The following is a 16,674-nucleotide window of genomic DNA, read 5'->3' as shown; positions in this document are numbered from 1 at the left end:
GCGGCCTTCATGGCCGCCTTCTGCTTTTCAGGAGATCGGCATGCTTTTGGCGGCGACATCAATGGAACAGACCGGCGGTTCAGTCAGCCCGGTTTTATCGGTTCAAAATCTCACCACATCCTTCCGCGTCGATGGCGGCTGGAAATCCGTGGTCCGCAATATGAGTTTCGAGATCGCGCCGCGCGAAACGGTGGCGATCGTCGGTGAAAGCGGCTCGGGCAAAAGCGTCACCTCGCTCTCCATCATGCGGCTCCTCGATAAAAAGACGAGCCGGATCGAAGGCAAGGTCATGCTCGGCGGGCGCGACCTGCTGGCGCTGCCGGAAGAGGAGATGCGCAAGGTTCGCGGCAAGGACATTTCGATGATCTTCCAGGAACCCATGACCAGCCTCAACCCGATCTTCCCGATCGGCAAGCAGATCGCCGAAGCGTTGACCGTGCATCAGGATATTTCTTCGTCGGCCGCGAAGGCTGAGGTCATCGGCCTGCTGGAGAAGGTTCGTATTCCCAATGCGAAGAACCGTTTCGACGATTATCCGCACCAGTTTTCAGGCGGCATGCGCCAGCGCGTGATGATCGCCATGGCGCTCGCCTCCAAACCAAAATTGCTGATCGCCGACGAGCCGACAACGGCGCTCGACGTCACCATTCAGGGCCAGATTCTCGACCTCATCAAGACGTTGCAGGAAGAGGAGGGGATGTCGGTCCTGTTCATCACCCATGATATGGGCGTGGTGGCGGAAGTCTCGGACCGCACCATCGTCATGTTCCGCGGCGATGTGGTGGAAACCGGCACTACCGACGACATCTTCCATCGTGGCCGCCATCCTTATACGCGGGCGCTGCTTTCGGCGGTGCCGAAGCTCGGCTCGATGAAGGAGAGGGTGCTGCCGGCGCGTTTCCCGATCATCGATATCAAGACCGGCGAAAGCCAGCCCGTCGCGGAGGTGAAGGACACGGTCTCCGGCGGCCGCACGCCCATTCTTTCGGTCAGGGACCTCACCACCCGTTTCGATATCCGCACCGGCCTTTTCGGCCGCAAATCCGGGGCCGTGCATGCGGTGGAAAAGGTCTCCTTCGATCTCGCCGAGGGCGAAACCCTGTCTCTCGTGGGTGAATCGGGTTGCGGCAAGTCGACCACGGGCCGCTCGATCACCCGGCTGATCGAGCCGACATCCGGCAATGTCATGCTCGATGGCTACGAGGTGCTGAAGCTCGACAAGACGACGCTGCGCACCATGCGCCGCAGCGTGCAGATGATCTTCCAGGACCCGTTCGCCTCGCTCGATCCGCGCATGAGCATCGGCACGGCGATCATGGAGCCCTTTATCGAGCATCGCCTCGGAACCAAACAGCAGTCCCGCGAAAAGGCGGCCGATCTTCTGGAAAAGGTGGGTCTCAGCCCGGATATGATGCGACGCTTCCCGCATGAATTTTCCGGCGGCCAGCGCCAGCGCATCGCCATCGCCCGCTCGCTGATGCTCGACCCCAAGGTCATTGTCGCCGATGAGGCGGTGTCGGCGCTCGATGTTTCGATCAAGGCGCAGGTCTGCAACCTGCTGCTCGACCTGCAACAGAGCCTCAATCTCGCTTTCCTGTTCATCAGCCATGACATGGCGGTGGTGGAACGCGTCAGCCATCGTGTGGCGGTGATGTATCTCGGCGAGATCGTCGAGATCGGCCCGCGTGCGGCGGTTTTCGACAATCCGCAACATCCCTATACGAGGAAGCTCATGTCCGCCGTTCCGGTGCCGGACCCGACGCGGCGGCAGATCCGGCGCAACATGGCGACCGACGAGATCAAAAGCCCGATCCGGCCGGTGGACTATGTGCCGCCGCAGCGCCACTACCGCGAGGTTTCCGCAGGGCATCTGGTGCAGGAAGCGGCGTGAATGAGGGTGCGGGCATAATCCAGCATCGTCACCCCGGACTTGATCCGGGGTCCAGCGCGATCAAGTCCTTGATCGCGAAAGACTCTTTCACGGCGCGGACGCGCCGTGGCTGGATTCCGGCTCAAGGCCGGAATGACGAAAAATAACGACACGGACGTATAAGCCCGTCGGTCACCGTTCCTCATCCGCCGATTTTCGCGCCGTATAGTCTTTGCGCACATCCGCCGTTTGACAGCCGACGCAAAAAAATGCCAGCAAATGCGCAAGCAGAATTCGGAAAAGGGCAGCGGCATGGCCAGACGAAACGACGCACATGGACGGCTGGACGATGCGGCCCGCGCCGGCTGGCTTTATTATGTCGCCGGCCGCACGCAGGATGAGATCGCCGCCGCCATGAGCATCTCGCGGCAGTCGGCGCAGCGGCTGGTGTCGCTGGCCGTCGCCGAGCGGCTGATCAAGGTCCGGCTCGATCACCCCATCGCCGCCTGTCTGGAAAAGGCCGAACGGCTGAAAGAGAAATTCGACCTTAGATATATCGAGGTGGTGCCGAGCGATCCGGCCGGAGTCTCTTCCACGGTCGGAATTGCCGAGGCTGGAGCGGCGGAAATCGAGCGCTGGCTGAAAAATGCCGATCCCATCGTGCTTGCCATCGGCACCGGCCGTACCTTGAAGGCCGCCGTGGACCAGTTGCCGCCGATGGAATGCCCGCAGCACCGTATCGTCTCGCTGACGGGCAATATCGGGCCGGATGGCTCGGCCGCCTATTATAACGTCATCTTCAGCATGGCCGATGCCATCAAGGCGCGGCATTTTCCGATGCCGCTGCCGGTTCTGTGCTCGTCGGCTGAGGAGCGGGAGCTGCTGCACGACCAGTCCATGGTGCGCTCCACGCTGGCGCTTGGGTCCGCCGCCAATGTCACCTTTGTTGGTGTCGGCGAACTTGGCGAAAACGCACCGCTCTGCGTCGATGGTTTCCTCGGCGTGGACGAGATGAAAGCGCTGATGGCAAGCGGGGCGGTCGGCGAGATTTGCGGCTGGATGTATGATGCCAATGGCCGCATTCTCGAGCATTCCGTCAACGAGCGCGTCGCCTCGGTTCCCATCCCTTCAAGAGAGACCTGCACCGTCATCGGCATGGCGCAGGGCGCACGCAAGAACGCCTCGATTCTGGCGGCGCTGAGGGGCGGTCTGCTGAACGGCCTCATCACCGATGAAGTCACGAGCGAATATTTGCTCACCCACTGAGCAAAAATTAAGCACATAAAATCAAAGGCTTGGTTTTTCCATGTGCGTCGCAGCACAGGATGTCGCTTGACTTTTTTGCTGATGAGGTGAGTAAATGCCCTAGAGCAAAGCGAATGCTCATCATTTTTCTTCTGGGAGGAAGATATGACATTGAAGACCATTTTGCTGGGCGCATGCTCGGCACTCGCCTTTTCGACCCTTGCTTCCGCCGAGACGCTGACCATCGCCACCGTGAACAACGGCGACATGATCCGCATGCAGGGTCTGACCTCGGACTTCACCACCAAGAACCCCGACATCAAGGTCGAGTGGGTGACGCTTGAAGAAAACGTTCTGCGTGAGCGCGTGACGACCGATATCGCCACCAATGGCGGCCAATACGACATCATGACCATCGGCAACTATGAAGTGCCGATCTGGGCCAAGCAGGGTTGGCTGCTGCCGCTCGAAAAGCTCGGCGATAAATACGATGTCGATGACATCCTGCCGGCGATCCGTGGCGGTCTTTCCGCCGAGGGCAAGCTTTACGCAGCACCTTTCTACGGCGAATCCGCCATGATCATGTATCGCAAGGACCTGTTTGAAAAAGCCGGTCTGAAGATGCCTGAAAACCCGACCTGGGAATTCATCGGTGACGCCGCCCGCAAGATTACCGACCGCAAGGCCGATATCAACGGCATGTGCCTGCGCGGCAAGGCCGGCTGGGGCGAGAACATGGCGTTCATCAGCGCGCTCACCAACTCCTTCGGTGGCCGCTGGTTCGATGAAAACTGGAAGCCGCAGTTCGATCAGCCGGAGTGGAAAAGCTCCCTGCAGTTTTATGTTGATCTGATGAAGGATGCCGGTCCGTCGGGCGCCTCCTCCAACGGCTTCAACGAAAACCTGACACTGTTCCAGCAGGGCAAATGCGGCATGTGGATCGATGCCACGGTCGCTGCCTCCTTCGTGTCAAACCCGAAGGATTCCACCGTTGCCGACAAGGTCGGTTATGCGCTCTTCCCGACGCATGGCGAACTGAAGAACCATGGCAACTGGTTGTGGTCCTGGAACCTTGCGATCCCGAAGAGCTCGCAGAAGGCGGAAGCTGCCGAAAAGTTCATCGCCTGGGCAACCAGCAAGGACTACACCACGCTCGTCGCTTCCAAGGAAGGCTGGGCAAACGTGCCTCCGGGCACCCGCACCTCGCTTTACAAGAACGCCGATTACGAAAAGGCCGCAGCCTTCGCCAAGCCGACGCTTGCCGCCATGGATGCTGCCGATATAACCAAGCCGACTGTAAAGCCCGTGCCTTACACCGGCGGTCAGTTTGTGGCGATCCCTGAATTCCAGGCGCTCGGCACTACGGTCGGTCAGCTGTTCTCGGCGGTCGTTGCCGGTCAGTCCAGCGTTGATGATGCGCTTGCGGGCGCCCAGTCAACTGCGACGCGTGAAATGACCCGCGCCGGTTACATCAAGTAATCCTCCCGAAGATCGCTGTCCGGCTCCCGTGCCGGGCAGCGAACACTCCGGGTCGGAAGCCGCCAGGCGGCTCTAATGCCTTTCAAATCAAAACAAGAATGAGCCGGTTCTTCCGGATATGCCGGGCGCATGTCGTGACGCCTGTACCCAAGGGGAGGTGAGTGCAATGGCAACTCGAAACACGAGCGGTCTGGCGCGGGTGATGCTTGCGCCATCGGTGCTGTTATTGCTGGTGTGGATGATCGTGCCTCTGGCGATGACGCTGTGGTTCTCGTTCCAGAACTACAATCTCCTCAACCCGGCCAATGTCAGCTTTGCCGGTCTGTTCAATTACCAGTATTTCTACACCGACCCGGCCTTCTTCCAGTCGATCTGGAACACGCTTTTGATCGTCGGCGGCGTGCTGCTGATCACCGTCATCGGCGGCATCACCATTGCGCTTCTGCTCGACAATGACATTTTCGGCCAGGGCATCGTCCGCATCATGATCATCTCGCCCTTCTTCGTCATGCCGCCGGTGGCAGCATTGGTGTGGAAGAACATGATCATGCATCCCGGTTACGGCGTGCTTGCCGATCTCTCACGCTTCTTCGGCCTGCAGCCGGTCGACTGGTTCGCGCAGTTTCCGCTGCTCTCCATCATCATCATCGTCGCCTGGCAATGGCTGCCGTTTGCGACGCTGATCCTGCTCACCGCCCTGCAGTCGCTCGATGGCGAGCAGAAGGAAGCCGCCGAGATGGATGGCGCCAACTTCATCAACCGCTTCATCCATCTGACGCTGCCGCATCTGTCGCGCGCCATCACCGTCGTCATTCTCATCCAGACGATCTTCCTGCTCGGCGTCTACGCGGAAATCCTCGTCACCACCAATGGCGGACCGGGTTATGCCTCCACCAACCTTGCCTTCCTCATCTATCGCACCGCGCTTCTGGGTTACGACGTCGGCGGCGCATCGGCCGGCGGCATCATCGCCGTCATCCTCGCCAATATCGTCGCCATCTTCCTGATGCGCGCCGTCGGCAAGAACCTCGACCGGTAAAGGGGAAACATCATGGCCCGCAAGACAACCACACGTGCGAAGATCGGCTTTTCCATCGCGGCCTGGGCCGTGGCGCTGCTGCTGTTCTTCCCGATCCTCTATGCCTTCCTCACCTCGCTCAAGACCGAACCGGAGGCGATCGCCGGCTTCAGCCTCATTCCCTCGGGCACCTTCGAGAATTACGTGACGGTCCAGACCCAGCGCGATTACTTCAAGCCGTTCATGAACTCGGTGGTGCTGTCGCTCGGCTCGACGATCATCGCGCTGATCATCGCCATTCCCGCCGCCTGGGCCATGGCGTTCTCGCCGACCAAACGCACCAAGGACATTTTGATGTGGATGCTCTCCACCAAGATGATGCCGGCCGTCGCCGTGCTTGTGCCGATCTACCTGATCTTCCGCAATGCCGGCCTGCTCGATACCCGCATCGGGCTCACCATCATGCTCACCTTCATCAACCTGCCGATCGTCATCTGGATGCTCTACACCTACTTCCGGGAAATCCCCGGCGAGATCCTCGAGGCAGCCCGCATGGATGGCGCGTCGCTGTGGAACGAGATCGTCCATGTGCTCACACCAATGGCGGTGCCGGGCATTGCCTCGACGCTGCTCTTGAACGTCATCCTTGCCTGGAACGAAGCCTTCTGGACGATCCGGCTGACGACCACCAATGCGGCGCCGCTGACGGCCTTCATCGCCTCCTTCTCAAGCCCACAGGGGCTGTTCTGGGCAAAACTTTCGGCCGCCTCGATGATGGCGATCGCCCCCATTCTCGTCATCGGCTGGTTCTCGCAGAAACAACTCGTGCGTGGCCTGACCTTTGGCGCCGTGAAATAAGGAACGACAAACATGGGCAGCATTTCCCTTCAGAACGTGTCCAAGCTCTTCGGTGAGGCGAAAGTCATCCCGTCGATCGATCTCGATATCAACGACGGCGAATTCGTCGTCTTCGTCGGCCCCTCCGGCTGCGGCAAGTCCACGCTTTTGCGCCTGATCGCCGGGCTGGAGGACGTCTCCGGCGGCAAGATCGTCATCGACGGCAATGACGCTACCGAAAAGGCCCCGGCCGAGCGCGGCCTTGCCATGGTGTTCCAGTCCTATGCGCTTTATCCGCATATGAGCGTCAGGAACAACATCGCCTTCCCGCTGAAGATGGCCAAGCTCGACAAGGCGATCATTGACAAGAAGGTCGAGGATGCCGCCCGGGTGCTGAACCTCACCGATTATCTCGAACGCCGGCCCTCGCAGCTGTCAGGCGGCCAGCGCCAGCGCGTCGCCATCGGCCGCGCCATCGTGCGCGAACCGAAAGCCTTCCTGTTCGACGAGCCGCTTTCCAACCTCGATGCGGCGCTGCGCGGCACCATGCGGCTGGAAATCTCCGAGCTGCACAACACGTTGAAGACAACGATGATCTACGTCACCCACGACCAGGTGGAAGCCATGACCATGGCCGACAAGATCGTCGTCTTGAACCGCGGCAATATCGAGCAGGTCGGCTCGCCGATGGAGCTTTACCGCACCCCCGCCAACCTCTTCGTCGCCGGCTTCATCGGCTCACCGCGCATGAACCTCATCACCGGCGACTTTGCCCGCAGCAAGAATGCCACCACCGCCGGTGTGCGGCCGGAGCATCTGCTGCTGTCGAAGGAAAGTGGGCTCTGGCAGGGCAAGGTCACCGTCGCCGAACATCTCGGATCGGATACCTTCCTGCATCTCGAGGTGTCAGGCATCGGCCCGATCACCGCAAGGACCGATGGTGAGTTCGAATGCAGGCATGGCGATACCGTGTTCATCACCCCGGACGAGACCAAGATACACAGGTTCGATGAGAAGGGTAAGGCGATATGACGGGAAGACTGGAAGGCAAATCTGCGCTGATAACAGGTTCGGCGCGCGGCATCGGCCGCGCCTTTGCAGAGGCCTATATACGCGAGGGGGCAACCGTCGCCATTGCCGATATCGATTTCGAGCGCGCCAGCAGGACCGCCCGCGAGATCGGCGAGAATGCCTATGCCGTCGAACTCGACGTGACCAAACAGCATTCCATCGACACCGCCATCCGCACCGTGGAAGGCCAGGCGGGCGGGCTCGATATCCTCATCAACAATGCCGCACTCTTTGACCTCGCACCGATTGTCGAGATCAAACGCGAGAGCTACGAGCGGCTGTTTTCGATTAACGTATCCGGCACGCTGTTCATGATGCAGGCCGCCGCAAAAACAATGATTGCTCGGGGAAAAGGCGGCAAGATCATCAACATGGCAAGCCAGGCGGGCCGGCGCGGCGAGGCCTTGGTGGCGGTTTATTGCGCCACCAAGGCCGCCGTCATCAGCCTCACCCAGTCGGCCGGGCTCGATCTCATCAGGCACGGCATCAACGTCAACGCGATTGCGCCGGGCGTGGTCGATGGCGAGCATTGGGACGGCGTGGATGCGCTGTTTGCGAAATATGAAAACCGCCCGGCCGGCGAAAAGAAGCGGCTGGTCGGCGAGGCCGTACCTTTCGGCCGTATGGGCCGTGCCGAAGACCTGACCGGCATGGCGATCTTCCTTGCCTCCGATGAGGCCGAATACATCGTCGCCCAGACCTATAATGTCGATGGCGGCAACTGGATGAGCTGAGTATCGGGCGCCTGTCGCCCGGCCTTGGCACGAACAACGTTTCCCCTTCGAGGATCGTGACATGACATGCAAACTCTCCCTCGCAACGCTTGACGACGCCAGAAAAACGGCGGCGGTTCCGGCCTATTCCCGGACCGATCTTTCCGCCGGCATCGTGCATTTCGGCGTCGGCAATTTCCACCGCGCCCATCAGGCGGTTTATCTGGATGACCTCTTCAACATGGGCGCTGACCATGACTTCGCCATCATCGGTGCGGGCGTTTTGCCGTCCGATGCGGTGATGCGTGAGAAACTTGCCGCGCAGGATTTCCTGACGACGGTGGTGGAGCAGGACAATAACCGCACCGGCGCGCGGGTCACCGGGCCGATGATCGACATATTGCCGGTGGGCGACACAAAGGTCATTATCGATACGCTCGCCGATCCGAAAATCCGCATCGTCTCGATGACGATTACCGAGGGCGGTTATTTCATCGATGCGTCCGGTTCCTTCAACCCGCAGCATCCGGCCATTGCCGAAGACGGGAAGAACCCGGCTTCGCCGAAAACCGTGTTCGGCTTGATCGTCGCCGGGCTGAAGGCGCGGCGGGACAAGGGGCTGCAACCCTTCACCGTCATGTCCTGCGACAACATTCCGCATAATGGCAAGGTCACGAAAAATGCCGTGGTTGGGCTCGCAGCCTTGTCCGATCCGGCCTTCGCCAACTGGATCGGCGAAAACGTTGCATTCCCCAATTCCATGGTCGACCGCATTACGCCCGCTACCGGCGAGCGCGAACGCAATATCGCCCGCGACGATTTCGGCATTGAGGACAATTGGCCGGTCTTCTGCGAGGAGTTCAAGCAATGGGTGATGGAGGATAATTTCCCCGCCGGCCGGCCGGCGCTCGAAAAGGCAGGCGTGCAGTTCGTGAAAGATGTCGCGCCCTATGAGCATATGAAAATCCGCATCCTCAATGGCGGCCACGCGGCAATCGCCTATCCGGCGGCCCTTCTTGATATTCATTTTGTGCATGAAGCCATGGAACATCCGCTGATCCGGGCATTTCTGGCAAAGCTCGAAAAGGAAGAGATCATTCCGGTCATTCCGCCGGTTCCCGATACGAATCTTGCCGACTATTTCGGGCTGATCGAACGGCGTTTCCTCAATCCGAAAATCGGCGACACCATTCCGCGTCTGGCGCAGGACGGTTCCAACCGCCAGCCGAAATTCATCCTGCCATCCACCGCCGACCGGCTGGCGCTGGGCGAGGATATCGTCGGCCTTTCGCTGGTTTCGGCGCTGTGGTGCCGTTATTTCCAGGGCACCTCCGACAGCGGCAGGGAAATCGCCTTCAACGATGCCAGCGCCGAACGGCTTCAGGCGGCGGCGATCAAGGCCAAGGACGATCCGATGGCCTTCCTCGCGCTTGGCGATATTTTCGGGGAGGTTGCCGAATCGGAGCTTTTCCGTAAACGCTTTGCCCATGCATTGAAGACGCTGTGGCAAGAAGGCACGGCGAAGACTTTGAAGCTTTATCTGGATGACAAGCTGGCTGAAAAGTGACCATGAGATGGAAGACGAGACCGGGCCCCTTTTGATTTTCGATTGCGACGGCGTTCTCGTCGATAGCGAGCCGGTCTCCATCTCCGTCCTTCTCGACATGCTCTCCCATCTCGGCGTGACGATGGGGGAGGAAGAGGCCTATGAGCGTTTTCTCGGCCGCAGCGTCGCCAGCATGACGGCGACGCTGTTTGAGGATTACGGTGTCGAAACCGACATCGATTTTCTCGACCATATGCGGGCGACGCTGTTCGAGCGTTTCCGCACCGAGCTTCGGCCGATTGACGGCATTGGCGAAACGCTGGACAGGCTCCTGCCGCTGCGGCGCTGCGTCGCCTCCTCAAGCCAGCCGGAACGCATCCGTTATTCGCTGGGGCTGACCGGGCTGATCGATAAATTCGAGCCGCATGTCTTCAGCGCCACCATGGTGAAGAACGGCAAGCCGGCGCCGGATCTTTTTCTTCATGCGGCGCGCGAAATGGGCGTCGAGCCGCGTCACTGCATCGTGATCGAAGACAGCCCGGCCGGCATTGCCGCGGCAAAAGCGGCCGGCATGGGCGTTTTTGCCTTCACCGGCGGTTCGCATGCGCGCTTTCCCGCATTCCGTGAAAAGATCACCGGGCTTGGGGCGGATGCGGTGTTTGACGCGATGCCGGATTTGGTCCAACTTGTCGGCCATTATGTGGGGAAGGGCGGTTTTGACAGGCGGGCGGAACGCGATGCAGGCTGAGCGGGACTCTGCCTGCTGCCGTCCGGAGGTCGTTGCGCAAGGGATGGAATTGCAGTCTTGATGCGTCAAAATCTCGTCGCTGTCGATGTCGGCACCGCCAGCGCCCGGGCCGGCATTTTCGATCCGGCTGGCCGGCTGCTTGCCCGCTCCACCCATCCGATCCTGATGCAGAGGCCGCAGGAAAACCACGCCGAACACGATTCCACCGACATATGGGAAGCGGTCTGCATCGTGGTGAGGGCGGCGCTCGCCGAGGCCGGTGTTTCGCCGCAAAGCATAGCCGCCATCGGTTTCGACGCCACCTGCTCGCTGGTCATCCGCGATGGGCGTGGCGAGCCGGTTTCGGTTTCCGTTACCCGGGAAGACCGGTTCGACACCATCGTCTGGCTCGATCACCGGGCGATAGGCGAGGCCGATAGGCTGACGGCATCCGGCCACCGGGTGCTGGATTTCGCTGGCAACAGCGTCTCGCCGGAAATGCAGATGCCGAAGCTTATGTGGCTGAAGACGCATATGCCGGCAAGCTGGTCGCGCATGTCCTTCGCTTTCGATCTGGCGGATTTTCTGACGTGGAAGGCGACCGGTTCAGCGCAGCGTTCAAATTGCACGCAGACGGCGAAGTGGAATTTCCTGGCGCAGGAAAATCCCGGCTGGCAGGCGGATTATCTCGAATTGGCGGGCCTTGCCGATTTGAGAGAGCGGGCAGGGCTGCCCGAAACCACGGTAATGCCGGGTGACAGCATCGGCCCGCTTTCGCCCGAGGCCGCCGCCGAGCTGGGTCTCGATACCGGCTGCCAGGTGGCGGCGGGCATGATCGACGCCTATGCCGGCGCGCTCGGCGCATTGGGCGGCTGCCTGTCTGCGGATGTGGGCCGGCATGTGGCGCTGATCGCCGGTACATCGAGCTGCCTTGTCGCCATGTCGGAGCGGCAGATGCCCGGCCACAGCCTCTGGGGGCCCTATTGGCAGGCGATCCTGCCGGGTCACTGGCTGGTGGAGGGCGGGCAATCGGCCACCGGCGCGCTGCTCGACCATATTGTGCGCATGCACGCGGCTGGCGGTGAGCCGGATACGGCGCTGCATGCCCGCATCGTTGCGCGGGTAACGGAATTGCGCGCGCTTGAGGGCGAGGCCTTCGCCGAGCGGCTGCATGTGTTGCCGGATTTCCACGGCAACCGCTCGCCGCTTGCCGACCCGCATGCCGTCGGCGTCATCAGCGGGCTGACTTTGGACACGTCTTTCGACAGTCTCTGCCGTCTTTACTGGCGCACGGCCGTCGCCATTGCGCTCGGCGCCCGCCATGTGCTCGATGCGATGGAGCGTTTCGGTTATGCGGTGGAAAGCCTGCACGTTACCGGCGGGCATGTGAAGAACCCGCTGCTGATGGAGCTTTATGCCGATGTGACGGGCAAGCGCATCGTCGTTCCCGCCACCGCCGACGCGGTGCTGCTCGGCACGGCGATGACGGCGGCGACGGCTGGCGGGGTGCATGCGAACCTTGCGGCTGCAGGGGCCGCCATGTATCCGGGCAATGCAGAAATATCGGGCAATCCGGCGCGTGGCCCCCGTTATGAGCGGGATTATCGCCGCTTTCTCGCCATGTACCGTCATCGTCAGGAACTCGAGAGCCTTTGATTTTCTGAAGGCAAATGGCAAGGCCGAGTAGGTGCCGCGCGTTTCTTCTCCCCGCCGGGGAGAAGGTGGCCCGAAGGGCCGGATGAGGGGGAACGCCAGCGATGAACGCACTCCAGCCCCCTCATCCCGCTGCCGCGGACTTCTCCCCGGCGGGGAGAAGAAACAAGCGGCAACCGCTCGATTCCATATGCCGCCGCTGCCGCTAAACGCAATCAGCCACGCAGCGAGCGTTTCAGGGCGGTCAGGTTCTTTGCCCTTGCCCTGCCGCTGTCATCGGCGCTGGCGCCAAGCGCACAGAGGGTGAATTCCAGTAGGGAGACCAGTTGCAGCAGGCCCTGGCCGCCATTCTGCGCCTGCGGCATGGCAAGGCAGAGATCTGCGCTTTCCGGTCCCCATTCATAAAAGCGTGTGGTGATCAGCAATGTCCTGTAGCCGCTTTTGCGCGCCATTGCCGACAGGCGTTGCAGGGGCGACAGGGCGCCGCCGCAATCCATGATGACGAGCAGCGTCTGCGCGGGGTCGAAATCCCACAGGGCGACATAGGCCGCGCTGTCGCTGCCGAGATAATGGATATGGCCCCGGCTCTCCAGAAGCCGCCCGTAAAAATGCCGCCCGGCATCGAGACCTTCCGGAGAGGTTGCCAGAAAAACATTGGCCGCCGTGGCGATCTCGTTCATGGCAATCCGCCAGATCGATTGGGTGGTCATGTCGAAAGCGGTCTGGATGGCCTGAATCTGCTGCGACAGAAGCTGTGAAAACGGGTTGGAATGGCGTTCGCCGCCTTCGGTCATGGCGGGTTGGTCCGCGCCGGCCGTTTCTTCGGCATGGCGCAGATCGGCGCGTATATCGCTGAATTGCCGGTATCCCAGCGAGCGCAGGAAACGGCCGACCGTCATCGGACTGAGGCTGAGCTTGGCGGCCAGCGTCTGCGCCGTCTCGAACGGCAATTCGTCCAGATGTTCGATCAGATATTTGGCGATCTTGCGCTCTGAAGGGGTGCCTGTCTTCATGGCGCGCGTAAGGTTCAACAGCAGCTTTTCCACCAACGCCTCATTCTTTTATCTTTATTTAACGATGATGCATGCGCGCGCGCAAACGAGCGTGCGAACCGCAATTTGACGGTGGGGGATAGCTTTTCCGGCCTTGTCCTCCACCGGACCGGAATGCGAAATGTAATAGGTATATTATTATATTTTAGAGATACCTTTTATTCAAGAGAAATTCCATCTGCGGTTTAAATCCAGCCATTTGGCATCTTTCCGTCCGTCTTGCGAAGCGGGCGGGCAGCACTTATCTCTCGTCTGGTAAGTGTGTTTCAACGCGAAAGGCGTCGAGGAGTTCCGGATGATTTTTGATGCGGCGAGGCTTGCCTTCCACAATCTCTTTGCCGCCGAAACCCGGTCGGTATTCTGGAAGGTTCTGGGGCTCACGCTTCTCGTGCTTGCCGCGCTGTGGTTCGCCATCCGCTCGATCTTCATTTATTTCGCCCTGCCGTGGGTGGATACGCTGATCCCCGGCGTGCCGGACTGGGCGGGCTGGCTGACCTTCGTTTTCGCCATTTTCGCCGGCATCGGGCTGGCGCTGGCGCTCGCACTGCTCATTTCGCCGGTCACCGCCGTCATTGCCGGCCTGTTTCTCGATGATGTCGCCGAAGTGGTTGAGAAAAAGAGCTATCCGAACGATCCGCCGGGCAAGGCGATGCCGGTCGGCGAGGCCGTTCTATCTTCCATCAAGTTTTTCGGCGTCGTCATTGCCGGCAACCTTGTCGCGCTGTTGCTGCTTCTGGTGCCGGGTATCAATCTCATCGCGTTTTTTCTGGTGAATGGCTATCTGCTCGGCCGGGAATTCTTCGAGTTCGCGGCGATGCGTTTCCGCTCCCCCGTGGAGGCAAGGCAGTTTCGCTCAAAACACCGCACCACCGTCTTCATGGCCGGGCTGGTGATAGCGGCCTTCCTGGCGGTGCCGTTTCTCAACCTGTTGACGCCGCTTTTTGCCGCCTCGATGATGGTGCATCTGCACAAGGCCGTCAGCCGGCGCGATCCCTCATTCGCCGCCGGCAGCACTGAACAGCTGCGCGGGTAACTCCACCAGCGGCGCTGGGATATCGAAGGTCTTTTCCGGCGATTTGCAGATATCGGCAATCACGCAGCGTTCGCATTCCGGCTTGCGCGCCTTGCAGCAGTAACGCCCGTGCAGGATCAGCCAGTGATGGGCGTGGAACAGATATTGTTCGGGAATGATGCGGATCAGCCGGTCTTCAACCTCGTCAGGGGTTTTGCCCGGCGCAAGACAGAGCCGGTTGGCAATGCGGAACACATGTGTATCAACCGCAAGCGTGGGCGCGCCGAAGGCCATGGACATCACCACATTGGCCGTCTTGCGGCCCACACCCGGCAGCGTCACCAGTTCCTCGCGGGTTTTCGGCACCTCGCCGCCGAAATTGTCAATCAGCATCTGCGACAGGGCAATGACGTTTTTCGCCTTGTTGCGGTAAAGCCCGATGGTCTTGATATAACCGATCAGGTCTTCCTCGCCGAGCGCCAGCATCTTTTCCGGCGTATCGGCCACCTTGAACAGAGCGCGCGTGGCCCGGTTCACACCCACATCGGTCGCCTGTGCGGAAAGCGCCACGGCCACCAGCAGGGTGAAGGGATTGGTATGTTCCAGCTCGCCTTTCGGCTCTGGCCGCTGAATGGAAAAGCGGCGGAAGATCTCGGTGAGCTCGTCCTTCGAATAGGCCGTTTTCACCCGCGCCGGCTTGCGCGCGGATGCCGGATTTGACTTTTTCAATGTTTGGGTGCTGGATCGTTTTTTGGCGACTGTCATGGACTATCTATAGCCAGCCCGCCTTGAGGAAAGCAACGTGGATACGCTCAACGACCAGCCGATTTTCGCGGCGGAACTCGTTCCGCACCGTTCGCTTGGCAGAAGGGGTTTCCGGCTGCTCCTGCTTTTCTCCGGGCTTGCCTGCCTTGTCTATGGCGGCTTTTTCCTCGCCACCGGGGCATGGCCGGTCGGCCTGTTCTTCGGGCTGGATTTCCTGCTGCTCTATGCCGCCTTCCGCGCCAACTACCGGGCGGCGAAGGCGCGGGAAGAGGTCAGCGTCTCGCGCACCAGCCTGTCTATTCGCAAATTCTCTCCGGCCGGGCGGATGGTGGAGCATCGCTTCAATCCCTTCTGGGCGCGTTTCAGGGTGAGACGGCATGACGAGATCGGCATCGTCTCCATGCATGTGACGGGTGAAGGCCGGGCGACTGATATCGGTTCGTTTCTCAACCCGGATGACCGGGAGAGCTTCGCGAAAGCTTTCGGCGGCGCGCTCGCGACTGTCAGGCGGCGGATGTAAGAGGATAATCCAGCTCTCCCTCCGTCATTCCGGCGCTGAGCCGGAATCCAGCCGACGCGCGTCCGCGCGGCGGAAAAGACTCCTTTCAGCCCAAGGACTTGGGCTGGCTGGATACCGGCTCGAGGCCGGTATGACGGTAGAAACTGAGTACGGCGCAAGAAACGGGTGGAGACGAAGTCGCTTTAATGGTTTCCTCCTAACGTTAGGAGATTTGCGATGAACGCCAATATTATGCTGAACGAAGACATCACCCCCATCGGAACGGATTACGATACGGTACGCGGGGTTATCGAGCTTTTGACGCTGGATTATCGCGAGCAGCCCTCCCTCGAAGCCATCGCCGCTGAGCTCGGCCAGTCGCCGACGCAATTGCAGAAGACCTTCACCCGCTGGGCAGGCCTTTCGCCCAAGGCATTCCTGCAGGCCGTAACGCTCGATCATGCCAAGCGGCTGTTGCGCGAGGAGGATTTGCCGCTGCTGGAAACCTCTATCGAGGTCGGCATGTCGGGGCCGGGACGCCTGCACGATCTGTTCGTCACCCATGAGGCCATGTCGCCCGGCGAATGGAAAGCCAAGGGCGGCGGGCTGACGATCCGTTACGGTTTCCACACCTCGCCCTTCGGGCTTGCGCTGGTCATGGTGACAGATCGTGGCCTTGCCGGCTGCGCCTTTGCCGATCCGGGTGAGGAAAGGGCCTGCTTCGAGGACATGGCCGGCCGCTGGCCGAATGCGGAATATCTCGAGGATCGCGAAGCGACGGCACCCTACGCCGTCCGCATCTTCGATCCGTCCATGTGGTCGGCGGACAGGCCGCTGCGCGTGGTTCTGCTCGGCACGGATTTTCAGGTGCGGGTCTGGGAAAGCCTCCTGAAAATCCCGATGGGCCGCGCCGTCACCTATTCGCACATCGCCTGCGATATCGGCCAGCCTACCGCGTCGCGTGCGGTTGGTGCGGCGGTCGGCGCCAATCCGGTGTCCTTCGTCGTTCCCTGCCATCGCGCCGTGGGGAAAAGCGGGGCTCTGACGGGCTACCACTGGGGCCTGACCCGCAAGCGGGCGATGCTCGGCTGGGAAACGGGGAAGGTGTGAGGCCGGTTTCCGTCATCCCTGTGCTTGTCACAGGGATCCAGCCAACCCAAGTCCTTGGGTTGAAAAGACTCTTCCCG

15 protein-coding genes are annotated in these 16,674 nt (G+C 60.7%); 13 read left to right on the top strand and 2 right to left on the bottom strand.

Features of this window, described 5'->3' with window-relative positions:
• Nucleotides 1-40: 40 nt before the first annotated feature.
• The 10 genes from ACIK7D_RS18740 to ACIK7D_RS18695 all read left to right on the top strand — a co-directional run bounded on the left by ACIK7D_RS18740 (nt 41) and on the right by ACIK7D_RS18695 (nt 12,162).
• Entirely contained in the window at nt 41-1,891 is a 1,851-nt protein-coding gene (locus ACIK7D_RS18740) for an ABC transporter ATP-binding protein (protein WP_400157037.1), read from the top strand.
• Between the two features lie 291 nt (nt 1,892-2,182).
• Nucleotides 2,183-3,136, top strand: coding sequence for a sugar-binding transcriptional regulator (locus ACIK7D_RS18735; protein WP_400157036.1), 954 nt, complete (start codon nt 2,183-2,185; stop codon nt 3,134-3,136).
• Nucleotides 3,137-3,280: 144 nt separating this feature from the next.
• A complete protein-coding gene (locus tag ACIK7D_RS18730) occupies nt 3,281-4,594 on the top strand; it encodes a sugar ABC transporter substrate-binding protein (protein WP_127758457.1) in 1,314 nt (437 codons plus the stop codon).
• Nucleotides 4,595-4,760: 166 nt separating this feature from the next.
• Nucleotides 4,761-5,633 (top strand): carbohydrate ABC transporter permease, encoded by an 873-nt coding sequence (locus tag ACIK7D_RS18725; RefSeq protein ID WP_400157035.1) that lies wholly within the window; start codon nt 4,761-4,763, stop codon nt 5,631-5,633.
• A gap of 12 nt (nt 5,634-5,645) precedes the next feature.
• Nucleotides 5,646-6,470: a carbohydrate ABC transporter permease gene (locus tag ACIK7D_RS18720; RefSeq protein WP_065116739.1), complete on the top strand. Its 825-nt coding sequence runs from the start codon at nt 5,646-5,648 to the stop codon at nt 6,468-6,470.
• A gap of 12 nt (nt 6,471-6,482) precedes the next feature.
• Nucleotides 6,483-7,481 (top strand): ABC transporter ATP-binding protein, encoded by a 999-nt coding sequence (locus ACIK7D_RS18715; RefSeq protein ID WP_400157034.1) that lies wholly within the window; start codon nt 6,483-6,485, stop codon nt 7,479-7,481.
• Nucleotides 7,478-8,254, top strand: a complete 777-nt coding sequence (locus tag ACIK7D_RS18710; protein WP_400157033.1) for an L-iditol 2-dehydrogenase — start codon at nt 7,478-7,480, stop codon at nt 8,252-8,254. Before ACIK7D_RS18715 ends, ACIK7D_RS18710 begins: the two co-directional genes overlap by 4 nt.
• A gap of 61 nt (nt 8,255-8,315) precedes the next feature.
• Nucleotides 8,316-9,800 carry a mannitol dehydrogenase family protein gene (locus ACIK7D_RS18705; protein ID WP_400157032.1) on the top strand — a complete coding sequence of 495 codons (1,485 nt, stop codon included), beginning with the start codon at nt 8,316-8,318 and terminating at the stop codon, nt 9,798-9,800.
• Nucleotides 9,801-9,807: 7 nt separating this feature from the next.
• Nucleotides 9,808-10,527 (top strand): HAD family hydrolase, encoded by a 720-nt coding sequence (locus ACIK7D_RS18700; protein WP_400157126.1) that lies wholly within the window; start codon nt 9,808-9,810, stop codon nt 10,525-10,527.
• 60 nt (nt 10,528-10,587) lie between these two features.
• On the top strand, nt 10,588-12,162 hold the full coding sequence (locus ACIK7D_RS18695; protein WP_400157031.1) for an FGGY-family carbohydrate kinase: 1,575 nt from the start codon (nt 10,588-10,590) through the stop codon (nt 12,160-12,162).
• 212 nt (nt 12,163-12,374) lie between these two features.
• Here the strand turns inward: ACIK7D_RS18695 and ACIK7D_RS18690 are convergent, their stop codons facing one another.
• On the bottom strand, nt 12,375-13,208 hold the full coding sequence (locus ACIK7D_RS18690; RefSeq protein ID WP_400157030.1) for a MurR/RpiR family transcriptional regulator: 834 nt from the start codon (nt 13,206-13,208) through the stop codon (nt 12,375-12,377).
• Nucleotides 13,209-13,506: 298 nt separating this feature from the next.
• Between ACIK7D_RS18690 and ACIK7D_RS18685 the strand changes: the two genes are divergently transcribed.
• A complete protein-coding gene (locus ACIK7D_RS18685; RefSeq protein ID WP_262532461.1) occupies nt 13,507-14,244 on the top strand; it encodes a sulfate transporter family protein in 738 nt (245 codons plus the stop codon).
• On the opposite strand, the gene nth is transcribed toward ACIK7D_RS18685, so the two are convergent.
• Nucleotides 14,206-14,988: an endonuclease III gene (nth, locus tag ACIK7D_RS18680; protein WP_400157029.1), complete on the bottom strand. Its 783-nt coding sequence runs from the start codon at nt 14,986-14,988 to the stop codon at nt 14,206-14,208. The genes ACIK7D_RS18685 and nth overlap by 39 nt on opposite strands.
• Nucleotides 14,989-15,025: 37 nt before the next feature.
• Between nth and ACIK7D_RS18675 the strand changes: the two genes are divergently transcribed.
• Together ACIK7D_RS18675 and ACIK7D_RS18670 are read left to right on the top strand one after the other, a co-directional pair.
• On the top strand, nt 15,026-15,508 hold the full coding sequence (locus ACIK7D_RS18675; RefSeq protein WP_003523126.1) for a DUF2244 domain-containing protein: 483 nt from the start codon (nt 15,026-15,028) through the stop codon (nt 15,506-15,508).
• Nucleotides 15,509-15,724: 216 nt separating this feature from the next.
• Nucleotides 15,725-16,597 (top strand): methylated-DNA--[protein]-cysteine S-methyltransferase, encoded by an 873-nt coding sequence (locus ACIK7D_RS18670; RefSeq protein WP_400157028.1) that lies wholly within the window; start codon nt 15,725-15,727, stop codon nt 16,595-16,597.
• The last annotated feature ends 77 nt before the right edge of the window (nt 16,598-16,674 follow it).

Origin of the sequence: Agrobacterium sp. P15N1-A (genome assembly GCF_044626815.1) — a bacterium.
GTDB classification, from domain to species: Bacteria; Pseudomonadota; Alphaproteobacteria; order Rhizobiales; family Rhizobiaceae; genus Agrobacterium; species Agrobacterium leguminum.
This window is presented reverse-complemented; position numbering and strand designations above follow the sequence as displayed.

Coding starts and splice junctions, on each gene's coding strand:
- ACIK7D_RS18740 (WP_400157037.1), top strand. CDS start 41: ATGCTTTTGGCGGCGACATCAATGGAACAGACCGGCGGTTCAGTCAGC.
- ACIK7D_RS18735 (WP_400157036.1), top strand. CDS start 2,183: ATGGCCAGACGAAACGACGCACATGGACGGCTGGACGATGCGGCCCGC.
- ACIK7D_RS18730 (WP_127758457.1), top strand. CDS start 3,281: ATGACATTGAAGACCATTTTGCTGGGCGCATGCTCGGCACTCGCCTTT.
- ACIK7D_RS18725 (WP_400157035.1), top strand. CDS start 4,761: ATGGCAACTCGAAACACGAGCGGTCTGGCGCGGGTGATGCTTGCGCCA.
- ACIK7D_RS18720 (WP_065116739.1), top strand. CDS start 5,646: ATGGCCCGCAAGACAACCACACGTGCGAAGATCGGCTTTTCCATCGCG.
- ACIK7D_RS18715 (WP_400157034.1), top strand. CDS start 6,483: ATGGGCAGCATTTCCCTTCAGAACGTGTCCAAGCTCTTCGGTGAGGCG.
- ACIK7D_RS18710 (WP_400157033.1), top strand. CDS start 7,478: ATGACGGGAAGACTGGAAGGCAAATCTGCGCTGATAACAGGTTCGGCG.
- ACIK7D_RS18705 (WP_400157032.1), top strand. CDS start 8,316: ATGACATGCAAACTCTCCCTCGCAACGCTTGACGACGCCAGAAAAACG.
- ACIK7D_RS18700 (WP_400157126.1), top strand. CDS start 9,808: ATGGAAGACGAGACCGGGCCCCTTTTGATTTTCGATTGCGACGGCGTT.
- ACIK7D_RS18695 (WP_400157031.1), top strand. CDS start 10,588: ATGCGTCAAAATCTCGTCGCTGTCGATGTCGGCACCGCCAGCGCCCGG.
- ACIK7D_RS18685 (WP_262532461.1), top strand. CDS start 13,507: ATGATTTTTGATGCGGCGAGGCTTGCCTTCCACAATCTCTTTGCCGCC.
- nth (WP_400157029.1), bottom strand. CDS start 14,988: ATGACAGTCGCCAAAAAACGATCCAGCACCCAAACATTGAAAAAGTCA.
- ACIK7D_RS18670 (WP_400157028.1), top strand. CDS start 15,725: ATGAACGCCAATATTATGCTGAACGAAGACATCACCCCCATCGGAACG.